At 75.5% G+C, this 542-nt stretch carries 1 protein-coding gene and 1 pseudogene; one reads left to right on the top strand and one right to left on the bottom strand.

Annotated elements, in window-relative coordinates; all coding sequences use genetic code 11:
* Nucleotides 1-194, bottom strand: a pseudogene (locus AB0O00_RS40385) (hypothetical protein); the annotation flags it as partial.
* A gap of 24 nt (nt 195-218) precedes the next feature.
* Between AB0O00_RS40385 and AB0O00_RS40380 the strand changes: the two are divergent.
* Nucleotides 219-542 (top strand): 50S ribosomal protein L11 methyltransferase (locus AB0O00_RS40380; RefSeq protein WP_363659642.1); only part of this gene is annotated, 324 nt, incomplete at its 3' end.

Below are 542 nucleotides of genomic sequence, written 5' to 3'. Positions count from 1 at the left end.
GGGTGCCGGGGTGCGGGGTCGCGGGCCGCCTTCAGCAGGCGCAGGGCCTGGATGCGGTGGCGCGGGTCGCGGGTCGCGGCGGCGAGGTCCGCCGCCTCCGCGCCCGGCGTGGCGGGTTCGCGCCTGGCGGGTTCCGGAGGCCCGGGGGTGCTGGCCGGGCGGGGGCGTGCCCGTGGAGGCTGGTCACACCCCACAGCCGTCATTGTCGAGGAGTCATCATGCCCCAGCCGCAGCCCGGCACCGGATTCCACCGCGGCCACAGCCTGTTCGAGCGGCACCTGAGCGATTCCGCCCGTCCGGAGGAGTTCGAACTCCTGGGCAGGACGTGGGAGTTGCTGGACGGCGTGTTCTCCCCCGCCTACACGCCGGTCACCGCGCTGTTCTCCGGCTGGCTCGACTACCCGGCGCAGGGCGCCTTCCTGGAGATGGGCTCCGGTGCCGGCGTCACCAGCGTCGTCGCCGCCCTCTCGGGCTGCCCCGCGGTGACGGCCCTCGACATCAGCGCGGCGGCCGTGGAGAACACCCGGCGCAACGTCCGGCGC

The sequence above is a fragment of the Kitasatospora sp. NPDC093558 genome (assembly GCF_040683475.1).
In the GTDB taxonomy this organism is placed as follows: Bacteria; Actinomycetota; Actinomycetes; order Streptomycetales; family Streptomycetaceae; genus Kitasatospora.
This window is presented reverse-complemented; position numbering and strand designations above follow the sequence as displayed.